Source organism: Caballeronia sp. INML1 (assembly GCF_023631085.1).
Lineage (GTDB): Bacteria > Pseudomonadota > Gammaproteobacteria > Burkholderiales > Burkholderiaceae > Caballeronia > Caballeronia turbans.
The window spans coordinates 41,823-65,681 of sequence record NZ_JALQDT010000027.1; the positions used below are offsets into that span (position 1 = coordinate 41,823).

General features: G+C 59.9%; 16 protein-coding genes and 3 pseudogenes. 11 read left to right on the top strand and 8 right to left on the bottom strand.

Annotated elements, in window-relative coordinates; all coding sequences use genetic code 11:
- Positions 1 to 73 precede the first annotated feature (73 nt).
- The 6 genes from NCR38_RS10295 to hutC are packed head-to-tail and all read left to right on the top strand — an operon-like array spanning position 74 to position 5,114.
- Positions 74 to 901: a transporter substrate-binding domain-containing protein gene (locus tag NCR38_RS10295; protein ID WP_250476972.1), complete on the top strand. Its 828-nt coding sequence runs from the start codon at positions 74 to 76 to the stop codon at positions 899 to 901.
- A gap of 34 nt (positions 902 to 935) precedes the next feature.
- Positions 936 to 1,586, top strand: coding sequence for an amino acid ABC transporter permease (locus NCR38_RS10300; protein WP_061119304.1), 651 nt, complete (start codon positions 936 to 938; stop codon positions 1,584 to 1,586).
- A gap of 10 nt (positions 1,587 to 1,596) precedes the next feature.
- Positions 1,597 to 2,259, top strand: a complete 663-nt coding sequence (locus tag NCR38_RS10305) for an amino acid ABC transporter permease (protein ID WP_250476973.1) — start codon at positions 1,597 to 1,599, stop codon at positions 2,257 to 2,259.
- Between the two features lie 45 nt (positions 2,260 to 2,304).
- Complete coding sequence (locus NCR38_RS10310) at positions 2,305 to 3,171, top strand: amino acid ABC transporter ATP-binding protein (protein ID WP_061119306.1); 867 nt, start codon at positions 2,305 to 2,307, stop codon at positions 3,169 to 3,171.
- On the top strand, positions 3,168 to 4,295 hold the full coding sequence (gene hisC / locus NCR38_RS10315; RefSeq protein WP_250476974.1) for a histidinol-phosphate transaminase: 1,128 nt from the start codon (positions 3,168 to 3,170) through the stop codon (positions 4,293 to 4,295). Before NCR38_RS10310 ends, hisC begins: the two co-directional genes overlap by 4 nt.
- Before the next feature lie 15 nt (positions 4,296 to 4,310).
- Positions 4,311 to 5,114, top strand: a complete 804-nt coding sequence (gene hutC, locus NCR38_RS10320; RefSeq protein ID WP_086961256.1) for a histidine utilization repressor — start codon at positions 4,311 to 4,313, stop codon at positions 5,112 to 5,114.
- A gap of 423 nt (positions 5,115 to 5,537) precedes the next feature.
- Here hutC and NCR38_RS10325 read toward each other — a convergent pair whose 3' ends face one another.
- Both NCR38_RS10325 and NCR38_RS10330 read right to left on the bottom strand, forming a co-directional pair.
- Complete coding sequence (locus tag NCR38_RS10325; protein WP_250476975.1) at positions 5,538 to 6,692, bottom strand: IS110 family transposase; 1,155 nt, start codon at positions 6,690 to 6,692, stop codon at positions 5,538 to 5,540.
- Positions 6,693 to 6,958: 266 nt separating this feature from the next.
- Positions 6,959 to 8,089, bottom strand: a complete 1,131-nt coding sequence (locus tag NCR38_RS10330) for an IS110 family transposase (protein ID WP_250476976.1) — start codon at positions 8,087 to 8,089, stop codon at positions 6,959 to 6,961.
- A gap of 791 nt (positions 8,090 to 8,880) precedes the next feature.
- Here NCR38_RS10330 and NCR38_RS10335 point away from each other — a divergent pair.
- The gene (locus tag NCR38_RS10335) at positions 8,881 to 9,549 is read left to right on the top strand and encodes a hypothetical protein (RefSeq protein ID WP_250476977.1); all 669 of its coding nucleotides are present in this window, start codon (positions 8,881 to 8,883) and stop codon (positions 9,547 to 9,549) included.
- Positions 9,550 to 10,355: 806 nt separating this feature from the next.
- Positions 10,356 to 10,526 carry a hypothetical protein gene (locus NCR38_RS10340; RefSeq protein WP_250476978.1) on the top strand — a complete coding sequence of 57 codons (171 nt, stop codon included), beginning with the start codon at positions 10,356 to 10,358 and terminating at the stop codon, positions 10,524 to 10,526.
- Between the two features lie 634 nt (positions 10,527 to 11,160).
- On the opposite strand, the gene NCR38_RS10345 is transcribed toward NCR38_RS10340, so the two are convergent.
- Both NCR38_RS10345 and NCR38_RS34445 read right to left on the bottom strand, forming a co-directional pair.
- Positions 11,161 to 11,637 carry a hypothetical protein gene (locus NCR38_RS10345; RefSeq protein WP_250476979.1) on the bottom strand — a complete coding sequence of 159 codons (477 nt, stop codon included), beginning with the start codon at positions 11,635 to 11,637 and terminating at the stop codon, positions 11,161 to 11,163.
- 586 nt (positions 11,638 to 12,223) lie between these two features.
- On the bottom strand, positions 12,224 to 12,811 hold the full coding sequence (locus tag NCR38_RS34445) for a nuclease-related domain-containing protein (protein ID WP_409241427.1): 588 nt from the start codon (positions 12,809 to 12,811) through the stop codon (positions 12,224 to 12,226).
- Here NCR38_RS34445 and NCR38_RS10350 point away from each other — a divergent pair.
- Positions 12,698 to 13,117 carry a hypothetical protein gene (locus tag NCR38_RS10350; RefSeq protein WP_250476980.1) on the top strand — a complete coding sequence of 140 codons (420 nt, stop codon included), beginning with the start codon at positions 12,698 to 12,700 and terminating at the stop codon, positions 13,115 to 13,117. The genes NCR38_RS34445 and NCR38_RS10350 overlap by 114 nt on opposite strands.
- A 1,645-nt stretch (positions 13,118 to 14,762) precedes the next feature.
- On the opposite strand, the gene NCR38_RS10355 is transcribed toward NCR38_RS10350, so the two are convergent.
- The 4 genes and pseudogenes from NCR38_RS10355 to NCR38_RS10370 all read right to left on the bottom strand — a co-directional run.
- Positions 14,763 to 15,755, bottom strand: a complete 993-nt coding sequence (locus NCR38_RS10355; protein ID WP_250476981.1) for a hypothetical protein — start codon at positions 15,753 to 15,755, stop codon at positions 14,763 to 14,765.
- 654 nt (positions 15,756 to 16,409) lie between these two features.
- The gene (locus tag NCR38_RS10360) at positions 16,410 to 17,090 is read right to left on the bottom strand and encodes a hypothetical protein (RefSeq protein WP_250476982.1); all 681 of its coding nucleotides are present in this window, start codon (positions 17,088 to 17,090) and stop codon (positions 16,410 to 16,412) included.
- A gap of 1,465 nt (positions 17,091 to 18,555) precedes the next feature.
- A complete protein-coding gene (locus NCR38_RS10365; protein WP_250476983.1) occupies positions 18,556 to 19,848 on the bottom strand; it encodes an integrase domain-containing protein in 1,293 nt (430 codons plus the stop codon).
- A gap of 759 nt (positions 19,849 to 20,607) precedes the next feature.
- Positions 20,608 to 21,849 (bottom strand): annotated as a pseudogene (locus NCR38_RS10370) (polysaccharide biosynthesis protein); the annotation flags it as partial.
- A 157-nt stretch (positions 21,850 to 22,006) separates the two neighbouring features.
- Between NCR38_RS10370 and NCR38_RS10375 the strand changes: the two are divergent.
- Together NCR38_RS10375 and NCR38_RS10380 are read left to right on the top strand one after the other, a co-directional pair.
- Positions 22,007 to 22,534 (top strand): annotated as a pseudogene (locus tag NCR38_RS10375) (hypothetical protein); the annotation flags it as partial.
- Positions 22,535 to 22,559: 25 nt separating this feature from the next.
- Positions 22,560 to 23,801: pseudogene (locus NCR38_RS10380) on the top strand (FAD-dependent oxidoreductase); the annotation flags it as partial.
- Between the last annotated feature and the right edge of the window lie 58 nt (positions 23,802 to 23,859).

The window sequence follows — 23,859 nt, forward strand, 5'->3', positions numbered from 1 at the left end:
ATACTGCCCCGCATACCGCGCTGACCAATGGCTGCCGCACGCGCGACGACCGCTTTGCTACCTGGAGACTCTAATGAATATCCTTGCAGGCTGGAGAAGTCGTGTGCTGATGTTGACCCTGTGCGCCGCGAGCGTGTGCGCGCATGCCGAAGATCAGCTTGCGAAGGTGAAGAAGGCGGGCGAACTCGTGGTCGGCACGGAGATGCAGTTCGCGCCGTTCGACTTTCTCGAAAACGGCCAGCAAGCAGGTTTCAACAAGGATCTTTTCGCGGAGATCGGCAAGGAGATCGGCGTGAAGGTGCGCTTCATCGACTTGCCCTGGCCGAGCGTGCTGCCTGGTCTTGAAGCGGGCAAGTTCGACATGGTCGGCGGCCCGATCACGGTGACGAAAGCGCGTATGGAACGCTATACGTACACGCTGCCCGTCGCCGATGCCACCGACGCCTTCCTCAAGCGTGCCAACGATTCGAACCTCAAGCAATCGTCCGATGTCGCGGGCAAGACCGTCGGCGCGGGTAAGGGTTCGGCGCAGCTCGATCAGTTGAAGGTCTACGCGGCCACGCTGCCGAAGCCGCCGGAAATCCGCGAATACGTTGATAACAATCAGGCCTACGCGGACCTCGCGGCGGGCCGGATTGTCGCAGTGGCAAATTCGATGACCAACATCGCGTACGTCGCAAAGCAGCGACCGGAGACGTTCGCGGTCGTCCAGCCGCCGTTCGGCGCGAAGGTGTACTTCGCGTATTGCCTGCGCAAGGACGCGGACAGCAAGCCGCTGGCCGACGCGTTCAACAACGCGCTCCTTAAGCTCGACAAGGACGGACGCCTCGCCACGCTGCAGAAGAAGTGGTTCGGCGTCGCGATGCAGGTCCCGCCGACGCTGCCCACGCCGAACTACTGAGTCAGCGCATCACGCGTCCGAACACGGAGGCCCCATGTTCAGCATGACTGTTTTCGTGCAAGGCATCCCGCTGCTGTTGCAGGCGGCGGTCGCGACTATCGGCATTTCGCTCGCCGGACTCGTGATCGGATTTTTCGTGGCGATCGGCGTGTGCTCGGCGCGGCTCTCGCCGAGCCGGGCCTGGCGCGCGGCGGGCGGCGCGTACGTATTCTTCTTTCGCGGCGTGCCGATGCTCGTGCAGTTGCTGCTCGTCTACTACCTGCTGCCGTTCGCCGGCATCAACGTGCCGCCGCTCGTCGCCGCAATCAGCACGGTGTCGCTGTGTTCGGCGTCGTACATTGCGGAGATTTTACGCGGCGGCTTTCTCAGCATTCCGCCGGGCCAGATCGAAGCCGCGCGCATGCTTGGCCTGCCGCCGCTTGACACGCTGCGCCGCATCCTCGTGCCGCAGGCGTTCCGGCTGACGCTGCCGTCGCTCGTGAACGAGATGGTGCTGCTCATCAAGGCGTCGTCACTGATCTCGGTGGTCGGCATCGCCGAAGTCACGCGCACCGCGCAGAACATCGCAGCCAGCACGTACCGGCCGCTGGAGGCGTATGTCGCGGCGGGGCTCATCTATTTCGTGATCTGCGGCGCGCTGTCGCTCCTCGCGCACGCCGCCGAAGCGCGGCTGCAACACGCCTAAGGACGACGCCATGCAGCAGTTCGACCCCGCCGTCATCACGCACAACCTGTCCGCCATCGGCGCGGGACTTGCGACGACGCTCGGCACGTGGATCGCCGGTGTCGTGCTCGGCCTCGCAATCGGCTTCGCCATCGCGCTGCTGCAACTCTTTTGCGGACGCTGGGTGCGTGCCGTGCTGCGCGCCTACATCGAACTCTTTCGCGGCACGCCGTTTCTCGTGCAGCTCTTTTTGCTGTACTACGGCGGCCCGTCGTTCGGGCTGACGCTCGAACCGCTAACTGCGGGCATCCTCGGGCTCGGACTCTACGGCAGCGCGTACTTCGCCGAAGCGTTCCGCTCGGGCTTTCGCGCGGTGCCGCCGGGACATCTCGAAGCGGCGTCGTGTCTTGGCATGTCGCGCTGGCAGATCGTCCTGCGCATCCAGATTCCTCAGATGTTCGTACTGATCGTGCCCGCCATCGTCAACTTGATCATCGTGCTTAGTAAGGAAACCGCGGTGCTGTCGATCGTGACCGTTCCCGAACTCACGTTCGTCTTGACCGGCATCGGCTCGGCGACCTTCGCCTTCGTCGAGACCCTGCTTGCGCTATGCGTGTGCTATCTGCTGCTCGTCGAACTCGCATCGCGCGCGGGACTCTGGGCGGAGGCACGGCTCACGCGCTTTCTCGTCTGACATGTGGACCATGTGGATTGTTATCCCTCGTCACCAGGTGAACCGATGAATGCCATGATCGACCTTCCCGCTTCCGCGTCCTCCGTCGTCGAGCCGCGCGCGCCGTCCTCGCCGCTGATCGAAGTGCGCAATCTCGGCAAGCGCTTTGGCGACGTCGAAGTCCTGCGCGGCGTCGATCTCGACATTGAACGCTCGGAGGTGGTCTGCATCATAGGGCCGTCTGGCTCGGGCAAGAGCACGCTCTTGCGCTGCCTCGCCGCGCTCGAAACGTATGACACGGGCGAAGTGCGCATCGAAGGCGAACTGCTCGGCTACGGCGAGAAGAACGGCCGGCGCGTGCGCGCGTCACAGGGCGAGATCAATCGCGTGCGGCGCAACATCGGCATGGTGTTCCAGCAGTTCAACCTGTGGCCGCACATGACCGCGCTCGAAAACGTAATGGAGGCGCTCTTGCGCGTGCAGCGCCTGCCGCGCGCACACGCACAGCGGCGCGCCAACGCGATGCTCGAGACGGTGGGCCTTGCGAACAAGGGTGACGCCTATCCGGCGAAGCTCTCGGGCGGGCAGCAGCAGCGCGTGGCGATCGCGCGCGCGCTCGCGATGGAACCGCACATCATGCTCTTCGACGAACCGACGTCCGCGCTCGATCCTGAACTCGTCGGCGAAGTGCTGCAGGTGATGAAGCAGCTCGCGCGCGACGGCATGACGATGGCCGTCGTCACGCACGAGATGGGTTTCGCCGCGCAAGTTGCGGACAAGGTGATGTTCATCGATCAGGGACGCATCGCCGTGCAAGGCAAGCCCCGCGAAGTCTTTCACGACGCCCGAGATCCGCGTCTGCGCCAGTTCCTACAAAACTATTTCGACCGCAACGCGTTCTGGTCGCGCGGCGGCGAAGGAGAAACGGCATGAGCGCCACTGATGCGTTCATCGCGGCGCTGCGTCCCGATGTGCGCGATCTGCCCGCCTACAATGCCGGCGCATCGGCGGAGCGCGTGCGCGAACAGTTCGGCGTGTCGCGCGTCGCCAAGCTCGCGAGCAACGAGAATCCCTGCGGCGCGAGCCCGCTCGTGCGAGAGGCGTTGCAGCGTGCGGTCGAGGAAAGCGTCGCGCGCTATCCGGACTCGTCGTGCAGTGCATTGCGCAACGCGATCGGCGCCACGCTCGACGTCGAGCCCGCGCGCATACTGTTCGGCAATGGATCAGAGGATCTGCTGGCGGTGGCGGCGCAGACGTTTCTCTCGCCCGGCGATGAAGTCGTCACTGTCACGCCCTCGTTTGGCTTGCATGTGATCTATCCGCAACTCGCGGGCGCGCGCGTGCGCGCCGTGCCGATGCGCAAGCTGCGCTTCGATGTCGATGCGCTTTGCGAAGCGCTCACGCCGCGCACGCGCATGCTGCTCGTGAGCAATCCGTCGAACCCTGTGGGCGCGGCGCTTTCGGGCGACGAATTCGGGCGACTGCTCTCGGCGGTCGCCCCGGGCACGCTGATCGTCTGGGACGAGGCGTATTTCGAGTACGCGCGCGTCGATCCGTCCTACGCGGCAAGCTTGCCGGCCCTTGAGCACTCGCATTCGCCGTGGCTCATGCTGCGCACGTTCTCGAAGGCCTACGGGCTGGCGGGTTTGCGCATCGGTTACGGCGTCGCGTCAGATGCGCGTCTCGCCGATCTCATGAACCGCGTGCGCACGCCGTTCAACATCAACCGTCTGGCGCAGTGCGCGGCGCTCGCGGCATGGTCGGACACGGCGTATGTCGCCGACGTCGTGCAGCACACGATCCGCGAGCGCGAACGCATGCGCGACGCGCTCACGGCGATGGGCTACGCCTGCGCGCCGTCGCTCGCCAACTTCCTGTTCTTTGACGCGCGCGAAGACGCGGACGCGCTTGCGCAACGCCTGATGCGCGCGGGCGTGATTGTGAAACCGTGGCGCGAGCCGAACTTCACGCGATGCGTGCGTGTCTCGACAGGCAGCCGCGACGACAACGATTTCTTCATCGAAACGCTCGGGCGCGTGCGCTCGGCGCGGCACTGAGGAGGAGGCGGCGCAATGTCGGGGACCCCGAATGCGAAGCCGGCCGAGCGGGCGCACCAGACCCTCGAAACCGCCGATATCGGTGCTGAGGCGGACGCTCCGCTCGCCCGCTACGCGCAGGTGAAGACTTACATCCGCGGCAAGATCGAGGCGGGCACGTGGCGGCCGGGCGATCGCGTCCCTTCGGAACTGAGCCTTGTCGACTCGCTCGGCGTGTCGCGCATGACCATCAACCGCGCGCTGCGCGAACTGACGGCCGAGGGCTGGATCACACGGCTGTCGGGCGTCGGCACGTTCGTCGCCGAGGCCAAGCCGCAGTCCACGCTGCTGATGATCGCCCACATCGGCGACGAAATCCGTGCGCGGGGCCACGAGTACACTTCCGAGACGATTCTCGTGCAGCGCGAGAGCGCGCCCGCCGCCGTGGCGAACGCGCTGAGCCTGCCGCCGAGTTCGTCGGTGTTTCACCTGATCTGCGTGCATCGCGAGAACGGCGTGCCGGTGCGTCTTGAAGACCGCTATGTGAATCCTGCCGTCGCGCCTGAGTTTCTCGAACAGGACTTCACGATCCTGCGCCCTTCCGAATACCTCGCGGCGACGGTGCCGGCCCATGAGATAGAACACGTCGTCGATGCATGCCTGCCCACGCGTTCCGAAGCCGAATTGCTTGAAATGGCACCCGACGAGCCGTGTCTCACGCTCGTGCGCCGCACATGGTCGGGCGATGCCGCGGTCACGTTCGTACGCTTCGTCCATCCCGGTTCGCGTTATCGGCTGGGATGCCGCTTCAAGCCCGACGACTCGCGTTACCAGAGCTGATATGACTCTCCGTGTCAATCGGGGATCGGTTTTTAGTTTTCTCTAAAGACATGTTTTTGGGAGTTTCCTGAGGGCGACGTAGCAGTAAATCTCGACGGTGGATCACGCTTCTATGAGCGGATTTCTGTCAAGCTTCGCTTTTCCCGAAATTTCCATAACCTGTCTGACCTGTCTTTGGTCTGAAGCCGCCGTTGCGCTCGTGAGAAGAACCAGCATCCTCACCGCCTTCTATCCGCTGGCGTATCACCAGCCTTATCCTGCATGCGCGTTACGTCGGAAACATTCGCTCCGGGAACATGCCCCATCTGAAAGTATTCGGTTGCTTCAGCAACCCAGTGTGACCACGGGCATGCTCACTTCAACCATGTTTGCTACGTCACTGCTTGGCCAACTTCGATCTCCTTCCTGCCAAACTTTAGGGGCTTATGTGGACTTCAGCTGTGCTCCGTCAGGGATGACGCCGTCTTTCAGATAGCGCCACAGCGCAATGGCAAGACGTCGCGCGACCGCGACGATGGCGATGCGTCGCGCGCGTCGGTTCGGTCCCGTACCTTGTGTGCGGTGGTTAAACCATTTCGTCAATGCGCTGCCGGGCTGGTAGCGAAGCCAGGTCCACGCCATCTCGATCAGCAGGGCGCGCACCCGCCGGTTTCCCTGTTTGCTGATCCCCTGGTCGACCTGGCTTTCGCCACTGTCGTAGGGCTGTGGTACGAGCCCGATGCACGCACCGACTTCGCGGCGGTTGTCGAACTCTCGCCAGAATAGCTCGAGGGCAAGGCGCGAGGCGCCCACTTCGCCAATCCCCTGCAGGCGCGCCAGCGCATTGCACCGCTGGCGCGCGGGTGCTGGTACGTTTTCCTGTCGCGTCTTCTCCAGCGCCGCAAGTTGTTGTTCGACGAGTGCGAGCCGTTCGCACTCGCGCATTAACCGCTCACGCAGCTCGTGCGGCAACGGCGCTCCGTCATGGCAGCGCACTTCCTCGCGTTCGAGCCGCTTGGCGAAGGTACGGTGATCGACCGCATCCCAGCAACCGAGCGTGACCAGGAGCTTACGCATCCGGTCGCGGTGCTGCAGCACTTCCTTCTGCAGTTGTCCGCGCTTGCGCATCAACTGGCGTGATGCCTCATCCTGCGGTGACGGCACGTGCACGACGTGCATGCGGTCGCGCTCGCCGCGCAGCCATGCGCGCAGATTGATCACGAGCTTGATTACATCGAGCCGATCGGTCTTCGCGCGCCGCCTGTGACGTTCAACCGGGGTGCTGGCCGGATCGATGACGTAGCACTCGATGCCGTGCACCTGCAGCGCGCGACAGATCCAAAACGCGTCCTGTCCGGCCTCGTAGTTCACGACCGTGCGTACGCCGGCCGGCAGCGACCACTTCTCCTTGTGCGCCTCGATCAGGTCCAGGACCGCATGCAGACGCGCCGCGGCCTGTGGTTGTGCGAGGGTGTGCACGGCCGGCTTCTCGCGCCGGCCGTCGTGAAGCGCGACTTTCCATTTGGCCGCCGCCAGTTCCAGCGACACTGCCAGCACGAGTACGTCACTATGACCCGTGTCTGCCTGATCGGTACGCATGATGTTCTCCTGTGAGCCAACCTCAGCAAGCTGATTTTAGGCGTCAGCACGTCGACGCCCTCGCTTCATAGGATCTGATATCCGCGGGTTGGCTACCGCATTACAGAGGTCCGCCTGATGAGCCTGCCGCCATCTAAAGTCGCAAGTCGGATTAGATCCGTTGCGTAGCTCTGTCGCGGGTTGCTCGTGTGCCGGGCTACGCCGCCTTCAAGAAACTCCTCCTTCTCGAGTGGTTCGCGTAACTGAAGCAGTGCTCAAGTTTCGCGTCACGCCATGCGCACCTCGGGCCGTAAGGCGAGCGACATCGCGAGTTGGCTGATGTCCCAGATGAACCCGGCGAGTTCGCGGGCGACCGCGACCACCGCGATGTTCTTCTGCTTGCCGCGTGCGACGAGCTTGCGATAGCGTAGGCATAGGCGCATCTGCGCATCCCAGGCGCGCTCAACAATGGGCTTGGGGATGCCTTCGTGACGGCGCTGGATGTCAGGACTTACGCGGGCTGGGTGCTGGTAGCTCCAGGCTGCTTCGACCAGCAGCTTTCTGGCATAGCTGTTGCCGTTCTTGGTGATGCTGCCCTGGCGGCGCTTCTTGCCTGAGGAGTGTTCAGACGGCGTGACGCCTAGCCAGGCCATCAACTGGCGAGGGTGTGCGAAGCGTGACAGATCGCCCAGCTCAGCGAGCATGCCCACCGCGGTGGTGAACTGCACGCCGCGCATGGTCTGCAGGCCAAGAACCGCCGGATAAAAGCGCCAGTTGGCAACGGCCTCGCGTAACGCAGCATCGAGCCGTTCGCATTGCGCGAGGCGGTCGTCGATCGTGCGCCGATGTTCCTCAAACGCCATTTGCTGCCATGCGCTGTCGAACGCATACGTGCTCAGCCAGCGCCGGTGCGCCGGGCTCCAGTCGGCGCGCCCGGTATAGCGCACTCCATGCGAGAGCAAGAAGGCCTTCAGCCGTTGCCGCGCACGCTTCAGATCGTCCTTGGCGCTGACCCAGGTGCGGGCCAGATCGCGAAATGCTTCGTCTTCGACGCTGGGCACGTAGACCGCTGACAGGTCGCCGGCACGCAGCGACCGCACCAGTTTGATCGCATCGCGTCGGTCGGTCTTGACGCGCTCACCGGGCTTCCTGGGAATCAACGACGGTGCGCACACCATGCAGTCGAATCCCTTCTGTACTAGCTGACGGTAAAGCACGTAGCCGCATGGGCCGGCCTCGTAGACGATGTCGATGCGTCGCGCCTTCGACTGCAGGCGCTTGCACAGGCGATCGATATCCGTCTTCGTCGTGCCGATCTTGCCGAGCAGTTCGACCTCGCCTGCGTCGAGCGCATAGGCAACCGTGATCGAATCCTTGTGAACATCAAGACCGACGTACAGCGTGCTATCGTCTTCCATGCTGGCCTCCGCGGTGGAAATCGCCGGGTGTGGCCCTGTCCACACCGTGCGGCTCTGGCAGCGATGCTAACCCGCGTTTGATTCCTCACGGCAGGCCAGCCTTTGCACCGCACGGGGAGTCATACTGACTAATTAGCCGCGACCCCATAGCGCTTGCCGGTTCCTCGCGCCATGGGACACCGCGCTTCTCAGCCAGCACTGCGCTGAGAATGACTCGCTTCCCCAGGTTCTCTTTCGCATTGTGTCGCTGCTACGTAGCGCTCTCCCGCGGATCGCAGCTAGTACATGTTGTCGCGACGCAATTTTGCGTGCAGTTGCTGTGGGCACGAACACGCGCGTTTGGGCGCCACGTCGCGGCTTGCCGCTTAAATAGCTTCGGAGAGCGGCTCACACAAGCCAGGCAGGTTTTGTGAACACGTGGCACCGGCTCATCGACGGATGCGCGTAATAACCGGCAGAGTTGTTGTGCGATCACAGTAAGTCAGCGAGAAGGGACGAAACTCGAAAGCTACCCTATTTTTGCGAGCTTTCGCTTGCTCGCATGTGCCTGTGCCTCGGTACAGTGGATCCGACCTGTCGAGCCTGGACTGCCTATCAGCCACGGGAAGCCGAGGAGCCTTGTGCTCGCAGGCGCCAAGCCCGCCCTCGGCGTGCAACATCAGCCTTCAGCCTCGTGAACCACAAATCAATGCTATGGCAAATCCCTGCTTCTTCAATTCGAGCGTTTTCTTCGCTGCGGCCGGCAAGGCAACTTCGATGCAAGAGAAGAAGCCCAACAATGGAATGAACAAATGACGACTTCATTGATAGTAAAGGTAACCATTGACGAGTTTGCCACGCCGGGTTTGTTTCGCGCTGTGTCTGCCGTCGCGAATCCAAGGCAACGAGCGTCGTTACTAAAGCGCCTCGCCGAGGACACGCTGCGCAACAGCGTTCCGACCGCCCAGATAGCGCCGGCTGCGACCTCTGTCACGGCAGGCGCCCGTGTCATGCCGGGTGCCTTTCAATCAGAAGCAGAGCCAAGTCCTTCTTCCATTAAGCCCGCATGCCTCTTCTCCGAGACAGGCGTTTTCGACGAAAACCAGAGGCAGTTCGGATGCACATCCGACGTTTCGTCGGCTGCGGGCGCCCCGCAAACGCTTCAGCCGATCGCAGGATCCCGACACGATCTCGTGACAGGAACCCCCTCGCAGCGTGAGACCGTCGCGTCTTTCGCATCGATCGTCTCTGACTGCAAGGAGAGCGCGACGAATTCGACAAAAGAACCAACGATGCCTGCGCGACCTGTCGAATATGGTGAGACGCCCTATACCGACACTATCACCCACTCGAACCGCAGGCGTGGTTTTCTAACTCGGGCGTTGGTAACAGCGGCGCTTGCTATGGAGAGAAGCGGATACCGGCTCCGTCGCACCATCATCGGTCGGGAAAGAAGGGCAAAGAACATGATCGGTAAGTGATGGAAAAGCTTTGCACCGCCTGTTGCTCCTGCGTGTGACCGATTCCGCTCCTGCTTGATTCCGTTCTTCTGGTTGAGAACGAGTTGGTCTAAGGACGGTGGTTGGCGCCAGGCACAGACCGGTTCGAGCGCTTGATACTCTTGTCCCCTTTTATCGAAGTTTCAAAGCGCCTGGCACACCTGCCAATGCGTCGGCTTCGTGAATCACGACGGTCACTTCTCAATAGCGCGCGGTGTAGGCGAGAGGCTGCGTTCCGCGTCATATATCGACGCGCTTGGAAGTGAGCCGCGCGCCCCGCGTCACAGGGTCAAGGCGTTAAGCTGGATTTGTTGCGACACCGCAGGGGTCTTCAGGGTCCTCGGTGTCTCCGCTTGGCAGAAAGCAATATCACGGGAGGCTGCCCATCGACTTGGCGCAGCCACGTCCGAAGCGTCGATACATCACGCGACGGCGTAGACAGTTTTGGCCTTCGCCGTTACCGACCCGAATCCGCTATCGCAGGCTGACACCGATAAGGTCGTCATAGGGCTTGCGCTTTGGCGACGCAGCTCGCTGTTACGCTTCTGCTGTTCATCCGCATATCGTTGAAATCCGCGATTTTGAATACAACCAGATTGACATGCGCCGCTCAAAGATCTTCCGAAACGCCGTGTCGCCGCTCCGATGCAGACGAGTATGAGTAGGCGCTATGGTATGTCGCCAACGTCCGAACACTAACACCTTGTCCCCTTCGCCAAGCGTTTGTAGCCAGTCGACTCGGCTCGTCCAAACTTCGACTTGGGTTAGTTCGCTTGCCGGAGCGTTGCATGCGCGCGGAGAGCAGTCAAATCGCGCATACCCTTGAACGCAAGGAGACGGAAGCAATAGCGTTCCTGCTCGAGCGCCTGCAGGAGACCGAGCGACCGACGCGTAATCACTTCGACCTCATCGCAGACGTCGAAGACGCCCGTTTCCTCGTGTGTGCAATCTGGAAGTAGGCGGAGATTTTCCCGGTTCACCTTACTCTGTTCTCGCGCGCGTGCGTCGGCAGGTAGGAAACGGCAGCGCCGCAATGCTTACATCTCGACGCTTTTCTTTCAGCGAGAGAGGCGATCTCGTCCGCGACGATTTCTCGCCCCTCCATTGTTACTGCGGATCCCGTCTTTGCGGCCATTACTTTCTTCCTGCGCGCTCGGTCAATGCCGTGTGCTATGAGTGGTCGTTCGTAATATCCTCTTTTCGCGCCTTTTCATTTGTACTGCCAACGGAAAACTGCCTGTCAGACTATGAGACGCGAACTTGCGTACTGAAATGTGTCAGATACATCCGCTCTTCTGTTCCCCGATTAATGTGATTGGCAACCCATGCTAGAAGCGACCTGTGGTGGGCCACTGACTTGCTCTCTCGGAACGAGCGTTTAGTTTGCCTGGGCGTTACGCAACTTCGAACGTTGCTTTTGCAGGCAGTGCGTCCTAAGGGTGGATATTGCGTTGCACGATTGGGGCAAGCCGCGCCGTACGGCGCGGCTTGCATTCAACGAGAAATAGCAGACGCGCTGACGGCGCGCCTGGCTATCAATCGGCATATTTCGATGATCCGCGAACCTAAAGAGCTCAATGGCGAACTACACGGTTAGCGATCCGGCCTATGAACATCCGAAAAGCAAATGTGTCCGACCACGAATAGCGTCAGCGATGTGAAGCAAAGGAAAACTGTTTCAATGATTACGCGCAAGTCCCAGGCCTTCGTCGCATAGACCAAGTAGCCTGCACCGATAAGCGCCCAGGCGCTCAGCAAGTGGGCAAACTGTCCATTAAGCCGCCGCTGAGACTCAGTCGGCGCTTCAAAGAGTCGCAGCCTGGACAACCGGCGCTCGCCAAAGCTAAGTCTCGCGCCTACGACAAATTCACCGTCCTGCTTGCGTTCGACTCGATAGCTGACTCCATCTACCTTGACGCTCATACTAATCTGTCGCTCCGACTTCTCTAAAATGCCGAGCAACGCACTCAGACGCGGCGAGAGGGTGAGACGAGATGACGTCTGCACCACGACGTAATCCGTCAGATCCAGACCGCCTGCATAACGGACTTCCAATACAGCGACTTTCATAAAACCTCCTTAGGTGGAAATGTCCATCTCTTCAGCGTTATGCCGAAAGCGGACGACAACGGTTAAAACAACGATGGCGCCGGAATGCGCGTCGCTATCAGTTCAGCCCATCGGCCCTCAAGCGCAGACACGATGGAAATAAAGTAGAGGTGGAGCGGCACGTGAGTCGTGGTTGTCGATAAACGTCCGGTCTGACTGATCGGCATCAAGAACGCGACCGACAAAGGTGGCGATACGTCGGACGCGCTCGCGAGGGCAAGCGTGTCCTGAGTTCTGCCGGGATCGGGAGATGAAGATCTGGTGACGGGCGAGCAGAAGCCGCTCGCCTGACATGTCGATGCGTTAAAACGCGGTGGGTGGATTCAATATAGGCCGACAGCCATTCTCCGCGAGGCGGAAAGCTTCGAAAAAACGCAGTCTTTCCGGTTTTGCTTGGCCCCGCGCCGAGTTCTATCCGGAACGGGGGGTATGGATCGCTCTTGTGTCGCCGGGTTGCCCGTGTTGAATCGACGCTGCGCCTGCCCTACCTTTGGCCTTGTTTCGCTATATCACTTTCGTTGTATTTCCGCTCCGATTTTTCGTCGCGTTACCGACTTGTTCTTAAACGATGGGTTAGCACCGCCCGGTGATCGACGGCGTGACTGTCGCATGTCCGATCTATATGGCTATCAAGTCGCGCTGCGTCGAGATACCGTGCATGCGTTGCGCCAAAGCTGAGCAATCTCGTGCGCAAAAAATAATGTAAATCGGACAACGCTAGAACGCCGTCGGGTGCCGTCGAATGAAGGCGACAGTCCGCCTCAGCAAATATGGCGATGCTCTCGACTGGACAATCGTGTTGAGAGAGCACTGATCGGAGATAGCGCACAGCCGGTTTTGCGCGCCGTAGAGGCGACGTGTGCACCGTGACCCCGCCCAAGTCATCAATCACGAGCAGTTCATCTTCATTGGTCCCGGGCCTGACCTCGCCCCTCCAATCGTAGTAGTTGACGACGAAAACACCGAAATGTGTAACGGCAAGGCAATGGACCAATGTCGTCGCGTTTGCGGTGCCCGGTGCATGTTCAAGGGTTACGTCTTCACGAAAGCGCACTTGGCTCTCACACACGCGGCCGAATACGGGCGCGATTCTGCGGCGCAACCAGCGGCAGACGCGCCGACGGCGCGCGCCCACGACGGAATCGTGCTCTTGCAGATGAGTGAGGTGATCGGCGCCGCTTTGCATTCGATCGTTCAACGGATGGAATGCGGATTCTCGTTTCTGAACTGGATCTCTCATTTCATTTTCTCGCGGTTGGTTCATTGCGGTAATCATTCAGTCTTCGAAGGGCGCTGCAGGTTGATGGACGACGCGTTCCTAAGTCCGCCTGGCTCGCTCGCACCCAGCAAAGAACATTGGGCGAGAGGCCGTGACGTCCAAGATTGCATGCCGTCCTGGTTATGGAACCGGCAATTGCGCGCAATCAATAGCGGCGCGTGAGTCCGATTGCTGCGTGATAAGTTGTGTTGAGCGCGCTCCAATGAGTGAACGCCTACGCACATTCGCGACGACATGATGCGTCTGCAATCAGAAGGTTTTGAAGGGCGCCTAGACGCTTCATCTGCGCGGGGACGAGGCGGGTTTCTTTCTCTAAACGCTCGAGCCGCCTGAGCCAGTAAGACCGGTCAAGGTAAAGCGGCATGGGCGCTGCATTCGCGCTTAGCAGGTGGCGTATCACGCTTTCGAGGTGCGTCAATTCGGCGTCCGCGAACCGTGAAGGTCGCTTCAGCTCCGACGCTCCAGACGTTGCGGTGGGTTGCCGTTTTATCGCACGCATGCTTTGGCTCCGCCAGCGCGAGGGCGTTGCGCGCGCATCGGGTCACGCGTGCGCGCTCGAGACCACATAAGGTGCGAGATACGCTGCTTAGGAACGACGCTTTGCGCTCGTTGTGCGGGTAGCGGATGACACAGACGCTTCGTTGTTGGCATAGCGGCGGAGAACTGGTTTGACAAAACCAGCATGCCTGCGACAAAGAGAAGTCAAGGCGCGGCCTCCATAACGTTCCGCACGCGCTTCGCATAACTGATTGTTTTGACCGGGACGAGCAGATTAATGCAATGCTCGCATGCTATTGGGGTTTGTTTTCCGGTTCAGAGTACCAGTGGCTCGACGGTAGGCTTGTAGTCTCCAGCCGATGTCGCACAGCGCGTCTCATGCGTATGGTACCGGAATGGCGCCATTAGCCACTCCCCCAATCACCCAGGGCCGCTGCGTGGGCCAACGCCGCGGAAGAGAATAAGCCCTCATTTCCGTGTCCGCGCGGCGTCCTCGCTGACGGCACATCGGTGGAGTGACATTGCGCTTTCAGCGTCCTCGCACGTCAGGATTTTGTGAGTAAACGCGCGACCATAGAGAGGACGAAACTGCGCCGATGCGCCCTCCACCAATGCGTTAATACCTGCGGCGGACAGCGAGTCATGAGCGTTGGGTTGCCGATCGCTGAGCTATGATTGGCGCGACGCTGGGGGCCATCGGCGTTGCGACGCTCGGCTGACATCCAAGATTGACGGCTGTCGATCGAACCACTTCCCGCGAGACGACTTGCGGCGACGTCATCTGCGGCAACGCTATCCGGATAGCGGCACTTTCGAGAAAGGACGCACAGAAACGTATAGCTTTCGCCGGTCTAGCCGCGCCCGCTTGTTGCATCTCCGGCCGTGATCGATTTTCCAGCGAAAGTGTGCCCAAAAAAGGGGGTAACGATCCGGCACACTTCTTAACAGAACACTTACTGTGAGAAATCAACGCCGTGGAAAACGACCGTCCCCGAAGCAACGCTATCCGCATAGCGTTGCCATACCGAGTGCATCGGCTACAAACGTTGTTTAGCGATTCACCGAACTCAGTCGACAAGCGTCTTGCGTGTTCTCCGCCGGTTCGCCTTTGGCCATGTTTCAGCATTTGAAGGTTTTCCGGTTTTCCTCAAGGCCATAAGTGGAGCAGAGCGTCGATTGGCGATAGCTTGGCGCTGATTGGCCCAACGCTAGGGGACATTGTCGCTGCGGCGCTCGGCACATCCAACATTGACGACTGTCGATCCACGCATGCGAGACCCGTCGTCCAGCCCATCGTTTAATGTGATCTTCAGGAGGGACGGGGCGCAAATGTGCTGGGCAAGCGGGCGAGCTGAGCTTTATTGAAGATGCCACCAAATTCGCGCATAAACTCAACAAATTCGGCATCAGTAATCCGCTTTTTCAGAACTTTGCTGATCGACTTCTCGATCTCAGCGCGGTACTTCCAGAGAAGCTCCGAATCTTTACATTCGATCACCAGCCGATTTCGTCCTCTTCCTTTCCTAATGCGTACACGAGTGAAAGTCGACGGGCGGATATTTTCCGCGTTGAGCTCAGAGAGAATGTTCGCTGCCGTCCGGCCGCTCGCGTCGAACATTGACTCCACGCGGCGTGCCCGTACAAGCATCTCATCGAGCCCCAGTTCGTCCTTGAGCGTGAGAAGTCGTTTCCCAACCGCGAACGTTAGATCCTTCTCATAGAACAGATGACGAACTGCGTCGGGAAGCTCCCGAATCGAAACGGCAACGCTAACGTTCCGTCGTGATACCCCCAGCGCCTTCGCACAGGCACTGAAACTCGCCCACTCTCCATTCGTCACCCCGAGGTGATATCGGTCGGAGATGTTTTTAGGCAGATCAAGCACGCGGGCCATGATCTTTACGGGGTCTTGCCCCGACCAGCGCAGCATTGTCTTGGAATTCAGTGCTTGGCCTTTAACAATCTTCAATACCGTTTTATTCGAATGCTTTGCATTGGTCGCCCCGCTTTGCCGGATACGGCCGAGCACCGTTTTGATCCCATCATGAATGATTGTATGGCGAATGACTCGAACGGTGTGACTGCTGATTCCAACGCGGTCATCAAATAGGTCGAGCACCTCATTGGGCAACTCGTGAAGCTGCAACGCCAACGACAAATCTCCCTGGCTCACGCGCAATGTGCTTAACGCGCCGAGTTGCGTCTTCCACTTCCCTTCGTTGAGTCCTTCTTGAAAATTCTGCGCAAGCAGTAAGCAACTGCGACGGCTTATCAAGCGATAAGGTCTTTTTGATGTTTTCATCTGGTCTCCTTTCGTTCAGCGCCTGATGATCGCATACTTGCTACTAAAGTGAGAGAGTTGTGAAGATGACGCCACAAACTTTTTTTAATCTGAGCGAAAGCCGTATAAAAAACACCCTCTTTTAACTTTTCTCTTTTCAAAATATTTACAGAGATCATCGAACAAGTGACTCGAGTGCATCGCAGTAAGATGATGGAAGCGGCGACGGATACCGCGTCCGCTACCAGACGCTGCGAAATTCGAAGCAGCTTGTGCGTCAATGAAAGTTGCCGTAGAATCCGACATTCATCCAGGCACTGCGACTTCGACGACTGGACTTTCAAACGCAGGTCAGCAATTCGCTGCTTTCCCTGCCAAAACATTCGCTGCTTTCCCTGCCAAAACCCCTCCGCTGTCTTCGCTGTAACCCCCTTCTCGATTTCACCGTTAGTCAGCCCGGCAGAAGTTCGTCCGGATAGCATTGCTTTTTTCTCTGGCGACACGGAGCTAAAACATTGATTCACATGTGAAAACTGCGAAATATTGCGAAATCGACTTCGTGCAGCCAACAGCTCGTTTTTCGCTTACGCCGAGTAGTCGGCGCAAGCGTCGGAACGAAGGCGATGAAAAAATGCGCGTCTGTGCCGAAGTGCGAGAGCGACGCTCGCCTATTTATCACGACCGGTGCGCGTCACGCTCGGCTTGTTCGACGGCGTGATCCCAACTTTCGCATCCTTTCCGTAGACGTGCATTTATCTCGTTGACGTCAAAGAAGGACCAGTTGACGGCACTGTAGCGATCGTAACTTTGCCGCAAGAACTGACTCAGTTCGTGCAGTTTGAAGATCGCGGTGGGAACCCCAAGTTCGATCGCGCAAGCATCATGCGTGGCGATGGCGATCGCCTGCACTGGGCATTGCAAATCCGACAGTAGGGCGGAAAGAAAGTGAACGGCGGGTGCCGCACGCCAAAGAGGACATGGAAAGGTATGTGCTGCGCCCGACTCGCTCAGGACGATCATTTCGTTAGCCTTCTGCGAAGAGGAAATGATGCCAACCACCGGGATGTGCGTGATCACAAAGACACCGAAGCGAGTGACGGCTACACAGTCCACGTCGACGCCCTGCCCCGAAAATCCTTTGCTCGTGAGCACGAGCATGTCTTCATGCAAAGCGTAACGGTTGACCAGCAACGGGGCGAGAATCGCTCGCAACTTCCGCGAAAACTCGGCGTAATCACGCCGGCGCTTCTTGAGCGCGGGCTCCTTCTCATAATCTTTGGGGTACCCGAGGTAAGCCTGGGTCGGGAAGAACGGGGTGATCTGCTCTTTAGCCCGTGCGCGGGTTTGATTTACCATTGATTGAAGCTCCGTTGTATTTAGCGAATCGTTCAGCCAGCTCTTGGTCGTTGAGGTGCACAAAAACAATCGTAGGGTCGATTGCGAGCATTGAGAGCATGGAATGACGCCGAATTCGATAGCTCTTTCGTCGCAGACAGCGAACGGTGCCGCGCGCGGCGCTCGATGAGCCCAAGCCGCTGCCCCAAACTTTTTAATGTGCTAATGCGGCCGGCGTCGTTTCGCGCGACTGCTTCGATATTGCGAGCGAGTTCCACTAGCCATGCGCCAACGCCACCGGCGTCTGCGTGCAGCACCCGCGTGTGTCAAGGATAGTTTCGATCGAACTTCCGCGTGGAATTGTGATGCTGACTCTGGTTCCAGCGAGCGGCTGCTCATAACTGCGTTGCCAGGCAAGACAAACGCGGCCTATATCGGCGCGCAGAGCGGCACGGACAACCATGTCGGCAGATCGCCCATTTGAAGCGCTGCCGTCGGATGGCTTTAACCGCTAGAGAAGAAGCCACATGTTGAAAAGCGATGCGTTTTCGTACCTCTTTTCGCCGATCCGCAAATATCATGATATTTCCTAGCGAGCGGCGGTGAACCGACGCACTCAATCATGTCTCTGAAAAGTGCCTACGCTGCCTTTACGGCAAACAGCGTACAACGCACTTTCAAGAGCGAAGGTCGAGCCGCTGTCCGCCGCCTCGGCTCAGGAACCGAGGGATTAGCGAGATGATTCAACTTAGACGCGAGGGCCATGTGTTTGACGCTCAGTACGAGGTACCGGCTCGGCGAGGAAGCAAGTTACAGCACGGGGTGGAGGTTGCCCCGATAGCAACCAGGCCGTGCAGCGCCCCTTGACGAAAGGATTATGAAAGACGTATGAGGAAAAGCTGGCAGAAAAACGCCGTCATTCTGCGATATGAGCGCTATCCGGATAGCGTTGGTCGCCGAGATGAGCAGGCCGAGGGTGTCCACGATTCGCAAGCTCAACATCGAAAACCGTTGTGTCCATCCAGTAGATAGACGTCAAGGCGACGCGCGAGGCGCAGCATGGAGTCGCTGCTGTTCAGCCACATGCAACATTCGTTGTTCGGTGTAGCCGATCCCGACAAGGGATCTCCGCGCGACGGTTCTCCCATGTGAGAGCGAGCGCGACAATACTGCAGACAGGCTGGAACGAAACCAACAAGGAAACGGCACCGTCATTCGGTTACGGGATCGTTCTGCGCGCTGACTCACGCAGGGCACAGCAGATCGAGAGAAAGAAGTGTGCCTTGGCGGGCTTTGGGAAGCGGTGCAGTCCATCGTGACCGCTTGGACTTCTGCGGACGGAATGAGCGTCTCGCCCACGTGAGCGCTCGCATGAGGAAGGGATCGCCTACAGACGATGACCGTGCATACGGCCGGGCGCCGATCAATCTCGGTCGACGCCCTTCTCAGTAATCATGCGGCCGAGATCATTGTCGCTAAATTCATGTTAGCTCGACCGATCGTCAAGCAGCGACAACTGCCCAGGCACCGGATTGTCACAGCACGCGTTAGCAGGTTCGTTCATAGACCGGTCGTCAAGAAACGCTCCGATTGGCCGCAGATTTGCGGCAGCGGAATCCCCAGATGAAGAATCTTGCGACGGTCCGCACTTGGCAAGGATGCGGTAAAGCGCTTGCCTCGATATCTTTAAGTTTTTCGCGGCTTCAGATTTCACGCCGTTCGCAGCAGTGAGGGCGGCGATCACCTGTTCGGGCGTGATCGCGGGTCGCGATAGGCGCTCGGCCGTGGCAAACGTCGAGATATACGCCGTCGCCTTCCCAGCAAGACTATGTCCTGCGGCTTCGACTAGCTGTTGCATGGCCCTTTGATGAAGTTCCGGGTCGGGCCGGTAGTCAGCCTTCTTGATGGGCGCCGGTACGCCGGTGATTTGCTCGTACATCCTCTGAAGGTACGCGTGGCGCAGGCCATGTACGGTGACACCTAATCCGGCGCGGCTGATGCCCTCCTTCTGCAAAACATGATAGAAATGGCGATACCATTTCTTGAGCGACCAAGGCTCGGGGATCATCGACCCGGTGCGTGGGTTGGCGAGCCTGGCTGCACGGATAAGGACGTCGTACTGCCATTCGGCATCGATGGGCACAAGTCGGGGCCTGCCGCCCTTGGTGCCGTCAATCACATGGAGGTGGCCTGAAACGCGCAGACACTGCAGAGGACGCAGGAGCATGCTTTCCTGCGCGCGCAGCCCAAAGGTCGCCTGCAACTCGACTTGAATCGCGACCCAGCGATCGCGTTCGCAAAGTCGTGCGATGACGTCATTGACGTCGACGTTGGCCGCTTCCCACGATTTATCTTCCTGCGCCACATAGTAACGGCGATATCCGTCGGGGCGCTTGATGTAGTCATCGACGGTCCCCACGAGTTGATGCTTTTTCATCCACGCTGCAAGCGTGCGCCAGTAGGTGAGCTTGTTCTCGACCGTACCCGGCGCTTGTTCCTTCTCGGTGACCCAAAGTTTGACCAGATAGGCGATGTGTTTTTCAGAGAGGTTCCACGGCGACTGAAGCGCAAATCCGCCCTTTCGTAGTTCGCGAAAACCCGCGATGAGATGTCGCACGCGGTACGTCTGGGTCTTGATGGAAATCGCGTTGGAGGTCACGCGGGTCTTGCTGTGTGCTTTGGTTAGGTTGTGTTGAAAAAGTTCGGTGAGTTCTTTCGTGAGCCGCTGTGGCAGCCCGGCGTTGTCCAACAGTGCCGAAAAGTTGAGTTGGATTTTCACAGCTGTGATCCGAAAGGCGACGTTCTCACCTATCAAAAGAACGTCCCGGGGTGGTTGAAATACTACACGCTTTGCTTTCCGGGATCTTAGAGATCAGATTTTCGATTCACCCGGCGCAGGGAAGCACTGCGACCTGATGATCCTCACTCCGGACGAATCCGAAGCACGGCTACTTGACCGCGGGCATAGCCTGTCGAGCCAAGCAATTCTTGTTGCGCATTTTGTTTTCGGCTGCGCGGGCCGACAGAAAGGAATGAAGAAATCCGCACCCATGGGTGCAAGTGATTTCCCGTCTCGAGAGCTTGCTCATCACGATCGCCTCGATCTGGGACCGCGTGAGTCAGGCTTGACGCAATTGCCGGAGACGTAGGAAAGTGGACTTTCGCACTGTCCGCGCGAGATTGTTCTCAGTCGATGAGGTTCTGCGTTTTGCTGGAAAGGCTAGCGTTCATGCGGTTCTTGTTGCACTCAGTTTCCGACATGACACGGCCAGCTCAACGGGCAGCGTCGCTGCCGTTCAGTAAGATTGCGCCCATCGAGCGCGAGGCTTGATATAAATGGAGTGCGATGCACTCAGGTCGATGCGTCGATGACGCGGATAGGTAAGTACGATACTAGGTCCTGCGATGCGCAAAGATAGATGGAAAGCTATCGATTTCAATACAGCTTTCGCCGCGGGGCTCTCAATGTCCATGCAAAATCCAGCCCAGCGGTGCCAACGAGTCGAAACGTTGCTCGCCATCGCAACGATTGGCGGCTTTCGCCGCCGCGCCCCATGCTCGACGCCTGCAGCACGAGTTGAGCGGCTTCGGGAATCGTCATGAAGAAGCGTGTGCTTTCCGGATGCGTGACCGTGACCGGCCCGCCCTTCTCGATCTGCTGTTGAAACTTCGGAATCACGCTGCCCGCGCTGCCCAGCACGTTGCCAAAGCGCACGGTCTCGAACTGCGTGCGCAGCGCGGACTGCTGCAGCGCCTTACAAGCCATCTCGGCAAGACGCTTGGACGCGCCGATCACGTTGGTCGGGTTGATGGCTTTGTCGGTGGAAATCAGCACGAAGTGGCGCACGTCATGGCGGATCGCCGCGAGCGCGACGCGCATCGTGCCGAGCACGTTATTGCGCACCGCCTGCCAGGCGTTCTGCTCTTCCATCAGCGGCACGTGCTTGTAGGCAGCCGCATGGAAGACGATGTGCGGCGTGAAGCGCGCCATCGTCTGATCGAGCAACAGTGAATCCTTCGCGTCGCCGACGACGGGAATCACCGAGCACTCGGGAAACTTCTCGTGCAGCTCCTCGATGAGCCGGTAATCCCGTATCCGGAGAGATCGTAGGCGATCAGTTGCGCCGGCGAGAAGCGCAGGATCTGGCGGCAGAGTTCCGAGCCGATCGAGCCGACGCCGCCTGTCACCATCACCACGCGGCCGTGCAGCAGCTGCTCGACGTGCGGCATGTCGATCTTCACCGGCTCGCGGCTGAGCAGGTCTTCGAGATCGATCTGGCGCACGCGCGACAGAAGTTCGTGCCTTCGGTGAGCGGCGTGAGCGCGGGCAGCACCATCACCTTGACGCCGGCCACGCACAACGTGGCGACGCGCCGCTGTTCATCGACCGACGCCGACGGAATCGCGATGATCACGTAGTCCGTCTTCAGTTCCCCCGCGAAGCGCAGCAGATCGCCGAACAAGCCGACCACCTTGTGGCCGAGCACTTCGCGGCCCTGCTTCGCGGGATCGTCATCCAGCAGGCCGACGAGACGCCACTCGGAGGAACGCGACAACTCGCGGGCGAGCATCGCGCCCGCCGTGCCCGCGCCGAGCACGATCACGGGCTTGCACTGCCCGACGAGACCGCCGCACAGATAAAACTCCTTGCCCGCCCCGCTACAGCGCGCGCGCCGCCCATGGCGAGGAACAGCAGAAGCGGCGAGACGATCAGTACCAAGCGCGGGATGATCGGAATGGGCTGCGACATCACCGCGCCCACCATGACGACGAGCGCGCCCACCATCTCGTGGCACGGACGCCCTTCCTGTCCGATGGAACGCGACTGCCCCGCACGATATCGCTCCGCCTGCTCCTTCGGCTGGTGTCCAGCGCCGAGTTGTATCGGCTCTATTTGACGATCGGCAAAATGCTCGATGACCCCGACGGCAAGCGCGTATTACGTGCTGACGCTCGCCTACTCGCGCGCTCAAGCGCCACGCGATGATCGATGTCGTCGTGGTCGCCGCGCTCTATATGGCGCGCATCATCGCGGGCGCGGCGGCGATCGACGTTCCGCTGACCTTCTGGCTGCTGCCTTCTCGATGTTCCCGTTCGTGAGCCTCGCGCTCGCCAAACGCTATACCGAACTACATGCCGTGCAAAAGGCCGGGCGCGAAGAGACGCGCGGGCGCGGCTATATGGCGAGCGATCTCCCGATGATGTCGTCGCTCGGCACGTCGTCGGGCTATATCGCGGTGCTCGTGCTCGCGCTGTACATTCAGGACGAGCATACGATGGTGCTGTACCGGCATCCGCAGTACATCCGGATCGTGTGTCCGCTGATGCTTTACTGGTTCAGCTGGACGTGGATGATCGCGCATCGCGTCATGATGCACGACGATCCGATCGTGTTCGCCGCGCGCGATTGCACGAGTCTGCTGGTCGCCGCGCTGTGCGCCTGCGCGTTCTGGTTCGCGATCTGAGCGATGACCGAGCGTTAACCAAACGATGCGCGAACTGCTTTCCTGGGGCCATTATCCGCGTCTGCCGCAAACCGCGCACACGGCACACTGGCACGACGAAGCGCAGGCGCATTGGCGCGATGTGCGGGCCGCGCACGACGCTCGCGTTCGGCAACGGGCGCAGCTACGGCGACGTGTGTCTCGCGAGCTCGAATCACGTCGTCCGCAGGCTCGCGCTCGATCGCATCATCGCGACCGACTGGGAGCACGGTATCGTGCGCGCGGAACCGGGCATCACCTTCGAGCAGATTCTCGCCCTCGCCGTGTCGCGCGGCTGGATGCTGCCGGTGACGCCGGGCACGAAGCACGTGACGCTCGGCGGCGCCATCGCCAACGACGTGCACGGCAAGAATCATCACGTGCGCGGCACGTTCGGGCGTCATGTGCGGGCGTTCGGCCTCGCGCGCAGCGACGGCAGGCTCACCGAATGCTCGCCCGTGTCGAACACCGAACTCTTCAGCGCGACGATCGGCGGGCTCGGACTCACGGGACTCATCCTGTGGGCGGAGTTCCGCTGACGCCGGTGCGCACGAGCGCGATCGACATGAAGAGCATCCGCTTCGGCACGCTCGACGCGTTCTTCGATCTCGCCAAGGAGCACGACTCGCGGCACGAGTACAGCGTCGCATGGGTCGATTGCGCGAGCCGTGGCGCCGCGCTCGGACGCGGCATCTTCATGACGGGCGATCACGCGGCGCACGGCGCGCTCGATATCGGCAAGCGGCGCACGCGCCGCGTGCCCTTCACGTCGCCCGTTTCGCTCATGAATGGGTTAACGCTGCGCGCGTTCAACGAACTGTATTACCGTCGCCAGAGCAAAACGGTCGAGATGTCGCGAGTCGGCTACGACAGCTATTTTTATCCGCTCGACAGCCTGCTCGAATGGAACCGCATTTATGGGCCGTCGGGGTTTCAGCAGTATCAATGCGTCGCGCCGGCCGCGCACGCGCGCGATGCCGTGCGCGCGATGCTCGATCGCATTTCGTTGAGCGGCACGGGTTCGTTTCTCGCGGTGCTCAAGCGCTGCTGCGACGTGCCATCGCCAGGGCTGCTGTGGTTTCCGATGGAAGGCACGTCGCTCGCGCTCGACTTCGCGCAGCATCCGAGACTGGATTCGCAACTCTTCGGCGCTCTCGACGCGATCGTGCGCGAGGCCGGCGGACGCCTCTATCCGGCGAAGGACGCGCAAATGTCCGCCAATGATTTTCGCGCGGCTTATCCGCGATGGTAGCAGGTCTAATCGCTTCGCGATCCGGCGATGCTGTCGCATTTCTGGAAACGAGTGA